Genomic DNA, 14,799 nt, shown 5'->3' with positions numbered 1-14,799 from the left:
GCTGCGCCGCTTGGATATTCGCCAATGAGAAAACCCGTCGGATTGCTCCGGCGGGTTCTTTCATTATGCAACAATTCAAAGTGCTACAGCGTCCGTTATGCGTCTGAAAAACGCGCGGCGCTGTAGTGGTCGAAAAGCCTCACTCGGCCGCGAAGGGCGCCGTGCGCGGCGGCAGCGCCGGGATGTCCATGTGATCGGGTGCAAGACCCTGCTTGGCACGCTCGGCCATGATTTCATAGGCCTGCTCCAGATGGTCGCAGAACCGTTCGGCATCGAAGAGCGGCGCGATATAGCGCTTCTCCTTCAGGTGTGCCTTGTATTCGGCGATCCGCCCGGGATTCTCAGCCAGTTCGACGGCCATATCCTCATAGGCCTGCAGGTCGGGCGCGACGAGATCGGGCAGGTCGATGGCCCTGAGCAGGCTCTCGCTGACGCGTGACGCGAAGTTGGTGCCCTTGACGGTCAGGACCGGCAGGCCGCCCCAGAGCTGCTCCGAGGTGGTCGTGTGGCCATTGACGGGGAAGGTATCGATGCCGATGTCGGCCGCCTGCTGACGGTCGATATGTTCTTCATAAGGCGCGCGGGGGCAGAAGATGATCCGCTTGGCGGAGATCCCCGCCGCCTGGAATTGCTTCAAGAGGTTCGCGTGGTTGCGCGGCGTATTTGCCATCAGCCAGAGCACGCTGTTCGGCGCGCGCTTGAGAATGCGGCACCAGCTGTCGATCGTCTCCGGCGTGATCTTTCGGTTGCCGTTGAAGGACGCGAAGATGAAGGCGCCTTCCGGCAGGCCGAGCTGCTCGCGGGTGACAGGGCGCGGCTTCGGGCGATGCATCGGGTCGTTTGGCTGATAGCTCTCCGGCAGGCGGCAGAATTTCTCGTGGTAGAAGGGCTTGGCCACCTCGGGCAGCACCGAGTGGTCGCCGATGACGTAGTCGAGATCGATATTGACAGTGCTGCCGGGGAAACCGAGCCAGCCGACATGTACGGGTGCCAGCGGCAAGTTGAAAGCCGACGCGCGGCTGCCCGAGGTATGACCCTTCAGGTCGACCATGATGTCGATATTGTGCTCGCGCACCGCGTTCAACATGGCCTGATCTGAGAAGCCGTGAACGGTGACGATCCGGCCCCAGCGGCTGCGGTCGGTATTGTTGTGCTTGAGGTACTCAGGGCCCGTATGGCAGAAGAGCGTCACCTCGAACCGGTCCTTGTCGTGCAGTTCGAGGATGCGCTGCAAGAGCTTCATCGTCGCATGGCGATCCCAAAAGTCCGATGACATGTAGCCGATCCGGATCTTGTCCGACCAAGTGTGCGGCTGGTTGCGGCGGAAGGCCACCCGTTCCGGGTTGAGGGGGGTGGTGCCGATCGTCGCATATCGGTTTAAATCCTCATTGCCGCACCAGTGCAGATGATAGAACGGGTTATCCTTGCGCAGGATCTCGATATCGCCCTTGGCGAGTGAGGCATCGATCACCGCCTGATGTTTGCTCGCCTCTTCGAACTCATTGAATTCGCGGGCGAAAACCAGATGCAGAAAGCGGAATGCGAGATTGCCCGGAAACCGCTTGAAGAGGTTGCGCGCAAGGGCCTGGTTGGTAGCGTCGTTCAGATCGTCGCTCAGAAGCAGGGCTGCCAGGCGCATATGATCGGGGTTCATGCTCTCCGACAGCACCGTCTTGAACGGGCGGATGATATCGCGCTGCTGGCGCTTCAGATAGATCGCGGTGATGATGAAGGCGAGTTCCGGGTCTTCCTGCGCCTTGCTAAGGTTTCGCATGGCGATCAGTAGCGCGTCGTCCTCGCTGCCGGTCTCGTAGTGCAGCTTGGCCGCCTGTTTCTGGTATTCGTAGGAATTCGGTCCTTCGCAGTTGCCGGCCAGGCCGTAGGCTTTCGCGGCATCGGCCTTGAAGCCGAGCTGCACGAGGTTCTTGGCCAGCAACGCATAGGTCTTGGCGTCCTGCTGGATATCCATCAGCTGGTTGAGCGTCGCCAAGGACTGTGTGTAGCGGCCCATCTGGTAATCCTTGGATGCCGCAGAGAACGAAACTTTGCTGTTCAAAACCCAACTCCGTGAAGGAAATGTTCTGGCGTCGATCGCCGAGGCACAGACAGTCCTTCCTCCGCAAAAAGAGGCGGATCGGTCCGATGGTGCTATCCCGGCGTCTGCCACATTGGCATTCGAAGCTTGCTTGAAACCGGTGTGCTTGGCGAACCTCCGTTTTCGCGGAGAAATGCCGGCTTTTGCCTAAGGAAAACACTTGGTTTTCAAGGGAATTAGGATGCCAAGGAATATTTTCAGCAAGCATTAACTATGCCCTGCGAGGAGCCGGCTCAGGGTCTGTATTTTTAAGGAGTTGGCAAGCATTGGCTGCGAGATTGCCCTGGACATGACGGGTTTGGGCCAAACAAAAAAGGCGCCGAGTAGCATGAAGCTGGTCCGTCATCGCCGGTACTATAGTCCGGTATGTCCTCCTTTTTGTATCTTGTTTTCCAGGGGACAGACTTATGACAAGCATTAACACGAATTCTTCCGCACAGGCCGCTCTCCAGACGCTGCGTAGCGTCAACCAGGGCCTCAACCAGACGCAGAACCACGTTTCGTCGGGCTATCGCGTTGAAAAGGCTTCCGACAACGCCGCTTACTGGTCGATCGCAACGACCATGCGTTCTGATAACAAGGCTCTCTCGGCCGTCTCCGACGCTCTCGGCATGGGCGCTGCCAAGGTCGACACCGCTTACACAGCCATGGACAGCGCCATCGACGTCGTCGGCGACATCAAGGCCAAGCTCGTTGCCGCCACTGAAAACGGCGTTGACAAGGCCAAGGTCCAGGAAGAAATCAGCCAGCTGCAGGAGCAGCTCCTGAGCATCGCTCAGTCGGCTTCCTTCAACGGCGAAAACTGGGTTGCCGGCGCTGACAGCACCACCAAGAGCGTCGTTTCGTCGTTCGTCCGCGATGGCTCCAACGCCGTGTCGATCAAGACGACCGACTACGTTCTCGACAGCGGCTCTGCGGGCAACGTTCTGTTCGGCATGAGCGGCGGCTCGGTCGAAACCTCCACGGGTATCCTCGGCACTTCGAGTGGTGCAACCGGTTCGATCTACGCGATGGACATCACCAGCTTCACCTCCGGCCAGATCCAGTCGGCTCTGACCAATGTTGAAGCGGCTCTGAAGGCCATGACCAGCGCCGGCGCTGCTCTCGGTTCGCTCTCCAGCCGCATCGACGCCCAGGACGACTTCGTGTCCGCTCTCAGCGACTCGATCGACTCCGGTGTCGGCCGTCTCGTCGATGCCAACATGGAAGAAGAATCTTCCAAGCTCAGCGCCCTGCAGACCCAGCAGCAGCTGGCGATCCAGTCGCTGTCGATCGCGAACTCCTCTTCGCAGAACATCCTCTCGCTCTTCCGCTAAGACCGGTTGGCACAAGGCTTCCAAGTTTCGCGGCCGGGTCATCCCCGGCCGCGAAATGTTTTAATATAAGGTTAATGAAAATTCTTCTAAGCCTCAGATATTTTTAGGTAATTTCCAATATCGTTTTAGCTTTCCTTAACCATCTTGGTGTTTTCTAGGCCCATCGAAACGGCGAGTTAACCCTAACAGAGATGGTTAACAGGCATGATGCTGATCGCTGTGGGCCGGCCGAAAATCCGGAATGTCCCTTCTTAAAATCTGCCAACAAGGGGCAAGCAAACTATGACGAGCATCAACACCAATAACGCTGCAATGGCAGCTCTCCAGACTCTCCGTGGCATCAACCAGGGTCTCCAGGAAACCCAGGCTCACGTTTCGTCCGGCTATCGCGTCGGCAAGGCTTCCGACAACGCTGCTTACTGGTCGATCGCAACGACCATGCGTTCTGATAACAAGGCTCTCTCGGCCGTCTCCGACGCTCTCGGCCTCGGCGCTGCCAAGGTCGACACCGCTTACTCCGCCATGGACAGCGCCATCGACGTCGTCGGCGACATCAAGGCCAAGCTGGTTGCCGCCACTGAAAGCGGCGTCGACAAGGCCAAGGTCCAGGAAGAAATCAGCCAGCTGCAGCAGCAGCTGATGAGCATCGCGCAGTCGGCTTCCTTCTCCGGTGAAAACTGGGTTGCCGGCGCTGACGGCACCAAGAATGTCGTTTCGTCGTTCGTCCGCGACGGCTCCAACGCCGTTTCGGTCGTGATGACCGACTATATTCTCGACGACAGCTCCACGGGCAACGTTCTGTTCGGCATGAGCGCCGGCGCGGTCGAAACCTCCACGGGTATCCTCGGTACTTCGAATGGTGCGACCGGTTCTGTCTACGCAATGGACATCACCAACTTCACCCTCGGCGAAATCCAGTCGGCTCTGACCAACGTTGAAGCGGCTCTGAAGGCCATGACCAGCGCCGGCGCTCAGCTCGGCTCGATCTCCAAGCGCATCGAGCTGCAGGAAAACTTCGTGTCCGCTCTCAGCGACTCGATCGACTCCGGTGTCGGCCGTCTCGTCGATGCCAACATGGAAGAAGAATCTTCCAAGCTCAGCGCCCTGCAGACCCAGCAGCAGCTGGCAGTCCAGTCGCTGTCGATCGCGAACTCCTCTTCGCAGACCATCCTCACGCTGTTCCGCGGCTAATAGCCCGCAGAAATATCGGCCCGCCGGACTCCGGCGGGCATCCAGGAATCGAGCCGCGCTTCAATGGAGCGCGGCTTTTTTAATTTCCGTTAACAGTTGATTAACCATAATGCTGTCTTCTGCGGTTAACGAGACGGAGAGTTAACCAAATTTAAGAACCGGTTAACAGGCATGAGGCTGCTTCCCGTTCCCGGTGGCTTTCCGGAATGTCCCTTTTTTCCACATGCCGACAAGGGGCAATCATTTCATGACCAGCATTTTGACGAACGTCGCGGCGATGGCCGCTCTTCAGACACTCCGCGGAATCAACGACAGCCTTGAGACGACGCAGAACCACGTATCGTCGGGTTACCGCGTCGAAAAGGCAGCCGATAACGCCGCCTACTGGTCGATCGCAACGACCATGCGTTCGGACAACAAGGCCCTCGGGGCTGTTTCAGACGCTCTCGGTCTCGGCGCCGCCAAGGTCGACACCGCTTACTCTGCCATGGACAGCGCCATCGATGTCATCAGCGAAATCAAGGCGAAGATTGTCGCCGCGACCGAAAAGGGCGTCGACAAGACCAAGGTCCAGGAAGAAATCAGCCAGCTGCAGCAGCAGCTCCTGAGCATCGCGCAATCGGCTTCCTTCTCCGGTGAAAACTGGGTTGCCGGCGCCGATGGCACCAAGAGCGTCGTCTCCACCTTCGTGCGTGATGGCAACGGCAATGTCTCCGTCAAGACGACGGACTATATCCTGAACTCGAGCTCCACGGGCAACGTCCTCTTCGGCATGACCTCGGCCGGCGTGATCGAAACGAGTTCCGGCATCATCGGCACATCATACGGTACGATCGGCTCGATCTACTCGATGGACATCAGCACTTTCGGCTCGGCTGAGATCTCCATGGCCCTGACGTCGATCGAGGCCGGACTGGAGGCGATGACCAAGGCTGCATCGCAGCTCGGCTCGATTTCCACGCGTATCGAGCTGCAGGAAAACTTCGTCGGCGCGCTCAGCGACTCGATCGAATCGGGCGTCGGCCGCCTCGTCGATGCCGACATGGAAGAGGAATCGAGCAAGCTGACGGCGCTGCAAACGCAGCAGCAGCTGGCCATCCAGTCGCTGTCGATCGCCAACTCCAGCGCTCAGAACATCCTCACGCTGTTCCGCAGCTAAATCAGAGGCTGAAGCTGGACCCAATCTTGCGCCGTCATCTGGCCGCAAGCGTAAAGTCCCCCGGACCGCGCCCGAAACGGCGCGGTTCTTTCTTTTATATCAACGGCTTGATCGACTTGGCGATCGGCACGCCACGCTCAGTGCTGCGCTCTTGCCCAACAGGTTGATATCGAGTTACCTTCGCCTTGAGTTGATTTGCTTTTGCGACACACCGGCAGAAACCCTGCCGGAGGCATGATGCCACCTCAGTCGCCGCCGGCAATCCGGCCTGCCCTTTCACCTTATTCCGAGACCCTGTCGATGACCGTTAAGATTACCAGCGCGTCCGCGGTGAATGCGCTTGCAGTGCTGCGCAGCATCAACAAAGAAGCCAACCAGACCCAACAGCAAGTGTCCTCGGGATATCGTATCGAGACTGCCGCCGACGATGCGTCCTATTGGTCGGTCGCGACCGTCATGCGCTCGGACAGCACCAATCTCGGAACGATCGGCGATGCGCTCGGTCTCGGCGCTGCCAAGGTGGATGCGACCTATACGGCGATGAACTCGGCGATCGATCTCCTAGGCGATATTCGCGCCAAGCTGGTTTCGGCAAGAGAGCCCGGCGCCGACAAGGACAAGATCAACGCCGAGATCAAAGAATACAAAGAGCAGTTGCAGACGATCGTTGAATCGACGTCGTTTGCGGGTGAAAACTGGCTGTTGAACGGCGACACCGCTGCGCCGCCGACATGGCAGGTCATTTCGGGTTTCGTGCGCGCTCCGACCGGCGAATATCAGGCCCAGACCATCGATTTCCCATCCTCGCAGACCATTCTCATCGACAAGAACAATGCGAGTGGCGGCCTGTTGACCAAGTCGGTCGATGCCAACGCGATCAACAACAGTGGTGCGACGTCGCGCAACTACTACCTTTTGAACGCCAACTCGACCACGCCGGCGACGGGTACGGAAATTGCGATCGACAACAACACGACCGGTGAGCAACTCACCGACATGCTTGACGTCACCGACGCGCTTCTCTCCTCGCTGACGACGACGGCCGCGTCCATCGGCGTGATGAAGACGCGCATCGACGATCAGATCGACTATACCGCCGATCTGGCCGATTCGATCGATAAGAGCGTCGGCGCGCTCGTCGACACCGACATGGACGAGGCTTCGATCCGGCAGAAGGCGATCGAGACCCAGAAGCAGATGGCGGTCGAAGCGATCTCGATCCTCAACACGGCCGCAAGCAAGATCCTGATCCTGCTGGAATAGGGGCGGGCGCGATCACGGGTGGCGGCGGCGCCATTCATCCTCGCGCAAGTTTGACTGCCTAGTTTCCGGCATGAAGGCATCGTCCGAATCCGTGCCGGCGCAAGGTCAGGCCCTTGTCCGTTCCGAAGGGGATGCCGGCGCGCAAGGTCACTTTGAGCGGGGGCGGGCATGCTGCATGCCTCCCGAATGCTGGATGGTTTTTTATGAGCATTACGCTTTCCCGGTATTTGAAGGATTTCGGTGAACCGGAATCGTCAGCGCCGATCCTCGACATGAACGATTTCGGCGGTGACGATTTCCTCGAAATGCCGAGCGAACCGGCGATCGACGTCGAGGCGGAGCGCCGCGAAGCCTATGTGGAAGGTCATGCCGCAGCGACCGTGGAATTGACCGAAAAATACGAACGCGAGGCGCGGACGCTGGCGGAGGTCCATGCGCGAGAACTCGAGGAACTGAAGCTTCGTTACGAGGTCGAGGCGGCGGCGGTCATTGCGTCCCGCATCCGCGACATCGCCGAAGAGGTCGCTCAGCTGGTCAGCGCCGGCGCCGCTGAGGCCATCGCGCCTGTGATGACGGAAGCGCTTGCGGCCAAGGCTGCCGAAAGCCTCGCCGCCCTGCTGCGTGATGCGATCCTCGAAGGCGCGGCCGGAGCGATCGTCGTCAGGGGCCCGACCCGGCTCTTCGACATATTGAAGGCCGAGCTCGGCGAACATGCAGGCGCGGTTCGCCACGTTGAGACCGACGATATCGATCTTGCCGTCGAAATCGGTGATTCCGTCATCGTCACCCGTATGTCCGCCTGGGCGGCCAGCTTGAAGAAAGTTCTGGAATGAGCGAAGGCGAAAACCACCACCACGGCAAGAACGAGATCATCATCGTCAAGAGACATGGCGGCGGTGATCACGATGGCGCCCATGGCGGTGCGTGGAAAATTGCCTATGCCGACTTCATGACGGCGATGATGGCGTTCTTCCTGGTTATGTGGCTGGTCAATGCCGCCAACGAGGAGACCAAGGCCTCGGTCGCGACCTATTTCAATCCGATCAAGCTCTCCGACGAAAAGCCAACCGAGAAGGGCCTGAAGAAGCCCGTCGACAACGCCGAGGGCGAGGAGAAGCAGGAGAAGTCGAAACAGAAGGAAGAAGATCCGAACGACGGCAAGGCCGCAGCGGATGGTGACGACCAGACATCGACCTCCGGCGACCAAACCAATTATTCCGAGGCCGATTTCTTCGAAAACCCTTATTCGGTTCTCGCCGAGATCGCGCAGGAAGTCGGCCAGCAGGCCAATGTCAGCGCCAAGGGTGATGGCGGTGCCGCCGATTCCGGCCCAGCCACCGGCGCAGATGGCGGCGAGGCCTATCGTGATCCCTTCGATCCGGATTTCTGGACGAAGCAGGTCGAGGTCACGACGGCCGGCAAGCCGCTGCCGCCCGGCAAGAGCGACGAGCAGGTGGTCGAGAGCGAGACGACCGAGATCGCCAAGCTTGAGGACGCCAAGCCGATGCCGCTGACCACCGATCAGAAGGCCGCCCTGGAGACCAAAGAAACCAAGGAAACCAAAGGCGCGGTCGAGGCCAAGGACGGCAAGACGTCAGGGGGGAAGTCGCCCGAAGACAAGAAGGCCGAAGCTCAGAAGGACGCCGATCATCAGAAGGATGCGGACAAGAGTGCCGCCGAGACCGAGCAGAAGCAGCAGAAGGAAGCCGAGCAGCTGCAGGCGCAGATCGCCCAGCAGATCGGCGGCGTTGCCGGCAAGCTCGCCGAAGGCCTGACCGTGACGGCGTCCGAAGGCGGATTGTTGGTCAGCATCTCAGACCAGACCGACGATTCGATGTTCAACATCGGTTCTGCCGTTCCGCGCCAGGAAATGGTGCTCGCCATGGAAAAGATCGGCGCGATCCTGAAGGAGAGGGGTGGTGCGGTTGCCATCCGCGGCCACACGGACGGTCGCCAGTATAAGGGCACGCAGAACGAGAACTGGCGGCTCTCGATGGACCGCGCCCAGAGCGCCTACTACATGCTTGTGCGTGGCGGGCTCGACGAGAAGCGTATCTCCCAGGTCTCCGGCTTCGCCGACCGTCGGCTGAAGCTGCCGTCTGACCCATTCAACGCGACCAACCGCCGGATCGAGATTCTGGTGCAGGCGGATCAAGGATAGTCGGATGGCGCGTCGGCAGCATCGTTACGTCGGATTTGTGGCTCTCGGCCTGGCGATGCTTTCGCCGGCCGCAGCCAATGCGCAGGATCCGGACGATCTCGCGCCCTACAAAATGCTGCGGTCGCTGCAATTCGTGCAGGATTCCGTCGTTACCGGTGATCATTCAGCCGGTGAGATGCAGCGCTTCATGCTGGGCACGATCGACACGCGGCTGCGCACCGTCGAACCGTCGACCTTCGAGGATGACCGCAATGTCGACGCGGCGCTGATCTATACGATGAGCGGCGGCAATCCCCAGACGCTCGAATATCTGATCGCCCACGACGTCAACGGCTATTTCGACAATCGCGTCACCGACGTGCTGCGCAAATATCTGAGCGGCAAGGGGCTCCTCGTCGCCAAGACGCTGGAGGAGACGGCCAGGGAATATCGCGACAAGAAGATCGGCCCCTACCTTGCGCTGATCGGCGGCAACGTGCTGATCGCGACGAAACCGACAGACGCGCTGGATCTCTACGACCAGGCGCGCCTTGCAGCACCCGGTACGATCGTCGAGGAGGCGGCGTTGCGCCGCTCCGTCGCCATTTGCGTCGACAAGGGGATGCTCGACAGGGGAATGGCCTATTCGCAGCGCTATGTCAGACGCTTCCTGCATTCGCCCTATGCCAGCCAGTTCGCCGATCTTTTCGTCACCCTCGTCGTCGGCCACGATCACGACGTGAAACCGCAGGACGTCATCGACATCCTGTCCTTCATGGACGCACCGCGCCAGCGCGAGGTCTATCTGCGTATCGCCCGCGCTGCCGCTATATCAGGCAAGCCGGAGCTGGCGCGCATGGCGGTCGGACGCGTGCAGTCGCTTGGCGGCGGCACCGACAATGCTTTCGGTCCGCTCGCGGATTTCTATGGCGGCATGGCCGGCCTTCCCACGGAGGATATCGATCAGGCAGCAAAGAATGTCAGCGGCATCGACGGCAACGCGCTGTCGCCGCGGGATCAGGCGCTGCAGGAGGCGGCGCGATCCGTTGCCGAGCAGATCCTGCGCGCTCCCGACCCGGCAAGCTTGACGCAAGCCTCCAATCCTAACACTGATCATCAAGAAATCACTTCTGAAAAGGCTGCGGCTATAGCCCCGCAACCGGGAGCGCCAGGCGCGCTTCCCGAGCCTATTCCGGGAGGTGTGGCATCGACTGGCCAAAGCCAGGATACCGACCCCTCATTCAACGCATTTGTGACGACCAATCGATCCAAGCTCGACGAGATCGACGGTCTTCTGGCGCAAGAAGGCAACGAACAATGATGGATATAAGCGTCTCGGGCGGAGCCTCCGGTACGGAGACGGCTGCGGTTGCGAAATCCGCGCGACTGGCCGGAAAAGGTGATGCTGACGGCCAGAAAAACGGCTTCTTCGACGCGCTCGCCAAGGCAGGCAGCGATGCCGTCAATGACGAGCCCGATGATGCGCAGCCGGATCAGGGACTGGCTGCCGATGGCGCTGCGGAAAAAGTGGCGCGGACGATCCGCGGCCGCAGCGGCGCAAAGCCGTTGATCGACCTCGGCGACGCCGGGCTGAAGGCACAGGCGGAGGTGCAGCCGGAAACGATTGCCAGTGTCGAAAAGGTTGCGGCAAAACCCGCAAAGGCCGAGGTCAAAATGCCGGCGGATCTCGCTTTCGACAAGCTCGACCCGAAGGACCGCTCGACCGACGAAGTCGTTCAGGCAGCCAAAGGCGGCAAGCACGCCAAGGCCGACGCGCTGGAAACCGATGCGGACAAGGCCAGCGACGATGATGACGGCGGCATTTCCGATGTTCTTGGTCTGCTGAAGCAGGAGCCTGCTGACGGGACCGTGACTTTGCAGGCGGCCGCCGCGCATCATCTCGCCGCCAAGGCCGATGAGGCTGGAGCGGCTGACAAGAAGCTCGATGGTATCGAAGCCAAGGCGGGCGGTCATGCGTCCGACGCTCTTGCCGCCGTCAGCGGCAACGGCAAGGCGGATGATATCAAGGTCCCCGGATCGGAGACTGCCGAAGCTGCCGATGGCAAGACATTCAGGGTCAGCCGCGCCGATGGCCGCGGCGTGTCGATGGATGTCCACATCGGTACGGATCAGGCCGGGCCGAAAGATGGTTCGAAGAAGGCCGATGTCGAAAACGTTTCGGTGCTCGAATCGCGCCGCTATATCGGCCTGATGCAGAATTCGAATTCCGCCGCTGTCACCGCCGCTCTCTCCGGCGATTCTGAATGGGCGCGCGCCATGGAGCCGAGCTCGGCGCTCTCCAACGCGGCGGAATGGACGAGCACCGGCAAGGTGGTCAATACGTTGAAGATCCAGATGAATCCGCTCGATCTCGGCCTGGTGACGGCGACCATGCGCCTGTCCGGCGACGCCCTGAACATCGACCTCAAGGTCGATACCGGAGCGGCCTATCGTCAAATGAAGGAAGATCACGGCAAGATTCTCGAAGCTCTGCGCAGCCAGGGTTACGCGGTCGAAAACGTCACCATCAGCATGGCGCCGGTCGAGCGTCCCGACGCCGGCAATCAGGGCCAGGCCTCCCAGCAGCAGTCGCTTCCTCAGCAGGGGCAGGGCGGCGAGGCGCGCGAGCGCCACAATCAGACGGCACAGCGGACGGACGGAGGCTTCAATGGCGCAGGCGATACCAGTATTGAAGACGCTCGTTCTGGCGGCAGCAGCGGCACTGGCGGCGTTTACCTCTGAGGCGATCGCCTCCACCGGCGCCTGCGAACGCGAGATCCAGTCGGCAGCGGCCAAATACGGCATCCCGGAAGGCATCCTCTATTCGGTTGGGCTGACGGAGACCGGCCGCAAGGGCTCGCTCTATCCCTACGCCATGAACGTCGAAGGCAAGGCGATCTTTCCGCCCTCGGAGCAGGACGCGATGCGGCAGTTCGATGTCGCCCGCAACAGCGGCGCCAAGCTCATCGACATCGGCTGCATGCAGATCAACCATTACTTTCACGGCGAGAATTTCCGCTCCGCCGAGGAGATGTTCGACCCGCATCGCAACGTCGAGTATGCGGCAAAATTCCTCCGCAATCTGCATGACCGTCACGAGACATGGACGATGGCGGTAGCCAGATACCATGCCGGACCGAACAATAATCCGGCGCAGAAGCAATATGTCTGCCGCGTCATCTCCAATCTCGTCGCCACGGGCTATGGCAAGTGGACTCCCAATGCGAGTAACTTTTGCCGAAATTGATTCAACCAAAGATGGAAGAGGCGTATTGTGACGAAACTGTGTCACAATGTGGCGGGAATCCGGCATGAATCCCATGCGCAAGCCATATTTAACCGCTCGTTAACTTTTCCACGAAATTTTGGTGTGCATAATCAGGCGCACCCACTAGATATAGATCAAATCGCTACCCAGATCTTAATCAATTATTAGTTTCTGCCATTAACTTTAACGAGTTGTCGCCGATTCGTGCGATTCGTACCCATAGATCATCGAAGTGCCACACTGATTCGGAGGCGGACGAATGATCGTAGTGGTTGATGAGCGTGAGCTCGTGAAAGATGGATACACATCTCTGTTCGGTCGTGAGGGCATTCCCTCAACCGGCTTTGATCCAGCGGAATTTGGCGAGTGGGTACAGACCGCCGCCGATTCCGATATAGCTGCAGTCGAGGCCTTTCTGATCGGTCAGGGCCAGCGCAACTTCGAACTGCCCCGGGCGATCCGGGACCGGTCGATGGCGCCAGTGATTGCGGTCAGCGACCAGCACTCGCTCGAAAACACTCTTGCGCTTTTCGATTGCGGCGTCGACGACGTGGTGCGCAAACCGGTGCATCCCCGCGAGATCCTCGCAAGGGCGGCTGCGATCCGGCGCCGGCTGAAGGCGATCACCAATTACACCGAGATCGGCGGTATCCGCGTCTTCTCGGATGGTCGTGACCCCGAGATCAACGGCGAAGTCTTCGCACTTCCCCGGCGCGAGCGCCGCATCCTCGAATATTTGATCGCCAATCGCGGTCGCCGGGTCACCAAGACCCAGATCTTCAACGCCATCTACGGCATCTTCGATGAAGAGGTCGAGGAGAACGTCGTCGAAAGCCACATCTCGAAGCTGCGCAAAAAGCTGCGCAAAAAGCTCGGCGTCGATCCGGTCGATTCCAAGCGCTTCCTTGGTTACTGCATCGATTGGGCCTGATTTCTCGGCCGGGCGGCGGCGCCCGGCTGAACCGCAAGTTGGCCTAGCAACTCGCCATGACAGACAGCTTCACGCAAGGCCCGACAAATACTCTCGTGCATAACAGGTAAAACGAGGTTTTCAGATGAGCATTTTCGGCAGCATGAAGACGGCAGTATCGGGGATGAACGCTCAGGCCAACCGCCTCAGCACCGTCGCCGACAACATCGCCAACGTTAACACCACCGGTTACAAGGCTGTGTCGACGAGTTTCTCGTCGCTGGTCCTGCCCTCCTCGGGCGGCAACTACAATTCCGGCGGAGTTCAGACCTCCGTCCGCCAGGCCGTCTCCGACCAGGGTGACATCTCCTACACCACGTCGAGCACCGATCTTGCAATCTCAGGCGACGGCTTCTTCATCGTCCAGGGTGCAGATGGCACGCCGGTCCTGACCCGCGCCGGCGACTTCACCAAGGACGATGAAGGCAACCTCGTCAACGCCGCCGGCTTCCAGCTGATGGGCTATTCCTACGACTCCGGCGCTCCGGCTGTCGTCGTCAACGGCTTCGACGGCCTCGTTCCCGTCAATGTCAACCAGGACGGTCTGACCGCCATTGCCTCGACCTCAGGTGTCTTCAAGGGCAACCTCGATTCCAACGCCAAGGTCGCTCCCGTCGCTCCTGCGACGCTGCCGAGCGACAACTTGGCCACGACGACGACCGACACCAAGAAGGTCTCGATGGTCGCCTATGACCGTCTCGGCAACAAGGTGATGTACGACTTCTACTTCACGAAGACTTCTGTCGTCACACCGCCGCCGGCGACAGGTACGGCCGCCACCTGGCAGGTTTCGATCTATCGCAACGCTGACGCAGCGGTGGGTGGCACGACCTCCTTCCCATACGCCCCCGGTGGTGCCGCTGCCGCTGTCGGCACAGGAACGCTGACCTTCGACCGCGATGGCAAGATGCTCACGGGCGGCGCCGTTAACATCGCCGATACTGTGACTGGCCAGACGATCGCCATGGATTTCTCCGGTTTCACCCAGCTCGGCGCCGACTTCTCCGGCACCGGTACGCCGAACGGTCAGGCAGCGACCCCGGTCAAGGACGTAACTGTCGATGGCGACGGCATCGTCTACGCCAAATATGAAGACGGCAGCACCAAGCCGCTCTATCGCATTCCGCTGGCCAATGTCGCCAGCCCCGACAAACTGACGCTGATGAGCGGCAACGTCTACAGCGCCAACGGCCAGTCGGGCGTCACCGTCACCGGCTTCCCGCAGACCAACGGCCTCGGCACCATTAAATCAGGTGCTCTCGAAGGCTCGAACGTCGACCTCGCCGGCGAGCTGACCGAGATGATCGAATCGCAGCGCAGCTATACCGCCAATTCCAAGGTGTTCCAGACGGGATCCGACATTATGGACGTTCTCGTCAACCTCAAGAGATAAGCAA

The 14,799-nt window shown here is 60.0% G+C and carries 12 protein-coding genes; 11 read left to right on the top strand and 1 reads right to left on the bottom strand.

Annotation, left to right across the window (positions count from 1 at the left end; all coding sequences use genetic code 11):
* Nucleotides 1-139 precede the first annotated feature (139 nt).
* On the bottom strand, nucleotides 140-2,056 hold the full coding sequence (locus A6U98_RS21595; protein ID WP_064652598.1) for a glycosyl transferase: 1,917 nt from the start codon (nucleotides 2,054-2,056) through the stop codon (nucleotides 140-142).
* 446 nt (nucleotides 2,057-2,502) lie between these two features.
* On the opposite strand from A6U98_RS21595, the gene A6U98_RS21590 reads away from it, so the two are divergent.
* The 11 genes from A6U98_RS21590 (at nucleotide 2,503) to A6U98_RS21540 (ending at nucleotide 14,795) form a co-directional block, all read left to right on the top strand.
* Nucleotides 2,503-3,411, top strand: a complete 909-nt coding sequence (locus A6U98_RS21590; protein ID WP_064652596.1) for a flagellin — start codon at nucleotides 2,503-2,505, stop codon at nucleotides 3,409-3,411.
* A gap of 282 nt (nucleotides 3,412-3,693) precedes the next feature.
* On the top strand, nucleotides 3,694-4,602 hold the full coding sequence (locus A6U98_RS21585; protein ID WP_064652594.1) for a flagellin: 909 nt from the start codon (nucleotides 3,694-3,696) through the stop codon (nucleotides 4,600-4,602).
* 247 nt (nucleotides 4,603-4,849) lie between these two features.
* On the top strand, nucleotides 4,850-5,761 hold the full coding sequence (locus A6U98_RS21580) for a flagellin (RefSeq protein ID WP_064652624.1): 912 nt from the start codon (nucleotides 4,850-4,852) through the stop codon (nucleotides 5,759-5,761).
* Nucleotides 5,762-6,061: 300 nt separating this feature from the next.
* Entirely contained in the window at nucleotides 6,062-7,024 is a 963-nt protein-coding gene (locus A6U98_RS21575) for a flagellin (protein WP_064652622.1), read from the top strand.
* Between the two features lie 203 nt (nucleotides 7,025-7,227).
* Nucleotides 7,228-7,857 (top strand): hypothetical protein, encoded by a 630-nt coding sequence (locus A6U98_RS21570; RefSeq protein WP_064652592.1) that lies wholly within the window; start codon nucleotides 7,228-7,230, stop codon nucleotides 7,855-7,857.
* On the top strand, nucleotides 7,854-9,185 hold the full coding sequence (locus tag A6U98_RS21565) for a MotB family protein (RefSeq protein WP_064652590.1): 1,332 nt from the start codon (nucleotides 7,854-7,856) through the stop codon (nucleotides 9,183-9,185). The genes A6U98_RS21570 and A6U98_RS21565 overlap by 4 nt, the downstream gene beginning before the upstream one ends.
* A gap of 4 nt (nucleotides 9,186-9,189) precedes the next feature.
* A complete protein-coding gene (gene motC / locus A6U98_RS21560; RefSeq protein WP_064652588.1) occupies nucleotides 9,190-10,485 on the top strand; it encodes a chemotaxis protein MotC in 1,296 nt (431 codons plus the stop codon).
* Nucleotides 10,482-11,906, top strand: coding sequence for a flagellar hook-length control protein FliK (locus A6U98_RS21555; RefSeq protein ID WP_064652586.1), 1,425 nt, complete (start codon nucleotides 10,482-10,484; stop codon nucleotides 11,904-11,906). The genes motC and A6U98_RS21555 overlap by 4 nt, the downstream gene beginning before the upstream one ends.
* The gene (locus A6U98_RS21550) at nucleotides 11,854-12,411 is read left to right on the top strand and encodes a lytic transglycosylase domain-containing protein (RefSeq protein ID WP_064652584.1); all 558 of its coding nucleotides are present in this window, start codon (nucleotides 11,854-11,856) and stop codon (nucleotides 12,409-12,411) included. Before A6U98_RS21555 ends, A6U98_RS21550 begins: the two co-directional genes overlap by 53 nt.
* Nucleotides 12,412-12,691: 280 nt before the next feature.
* Nucleotides 12,692-13,363: a winged helix-turn-helix domain-containing protein gene (locus tag A6U98_RS21545; RefSeq protein ID WP_003545558.1), complete on the top strand. Its 672-nt coding sequence runs from the start codon at nucleotides 12,692-12,694 to the stop codon at nucleotides 13,361-13,363.
* Nucleotides 13,364-13,487: 124 nt separating this feature from the next.
* Nucleotides 13,488-14,795 carry a flagellar hook protein FlgE gene (locus tag A6U98_RS21540; RefSeq protein ID WP_064652582.1) on the top strand — a complete coding sequence of 436 codons (1,308 nt, stop codon included), beginning with the start codon at nucleotides 13,488-13,490 and terminating at the stop codon, nucleotides 14,793-14,795.
* The last annotated feature ends 4 nt before the right edge of the window (nucleotides 14,796-14,799 follow it).

The organism is Rhizobium sp. WYCCWR10014, assembly GCF_001657485.1.
Lineage (GTDB): Bacteria > Pseudomonadota > Alphaproteobacteria > Rhizobiales > Rhizobiaceae > Rhizobium.
This window is presented reverse-complemented; position numbering and strand designations above follow the sequence as displayed.